General features: G+C 64.5%; 1 protein-coding gene. It reads right to left on the bottom strand.

Features of this window, described 5'->3' with window-relative positions:
• Window positions 1-248, bottom strand: a 248-nt coding sequence (locus AC3II9_RS22255) for an IS110 family transposase (RefSeq protein WP_489158925.1), incomplete at both ends; no start/stop codon positions are given.

Below are 248 nucleotides of genomic sequence, written 5' to 3'. Positions count from 1 at the left end.
CAGCTGGTCTCGCGTGATCAGGAGCGCACGCAACCGGTGCGTATCCATCGAGCGAACAGCGACCGGCCGGTACCAGCCCGAGCGGACCAGCCGTGCCAACCCAAACGCGTCGTTGCGGTCCGTCTTGTTCATCTGCAGCTTCAGCGCTGCCGCAGCATGCCTGGCATGAAGACACACCACCGGCAGCTCTCGCTCGGTCAATGCGTGCCACAACCACACGGTCATCGGGCCCGTCTCGATACCGATCC

The organism is Lysinibacillus sp. RU7, assembly GCF_057837305.1.
This window is presented reverse-complemented; position numbering and strand designations above follow the sequence as displayed.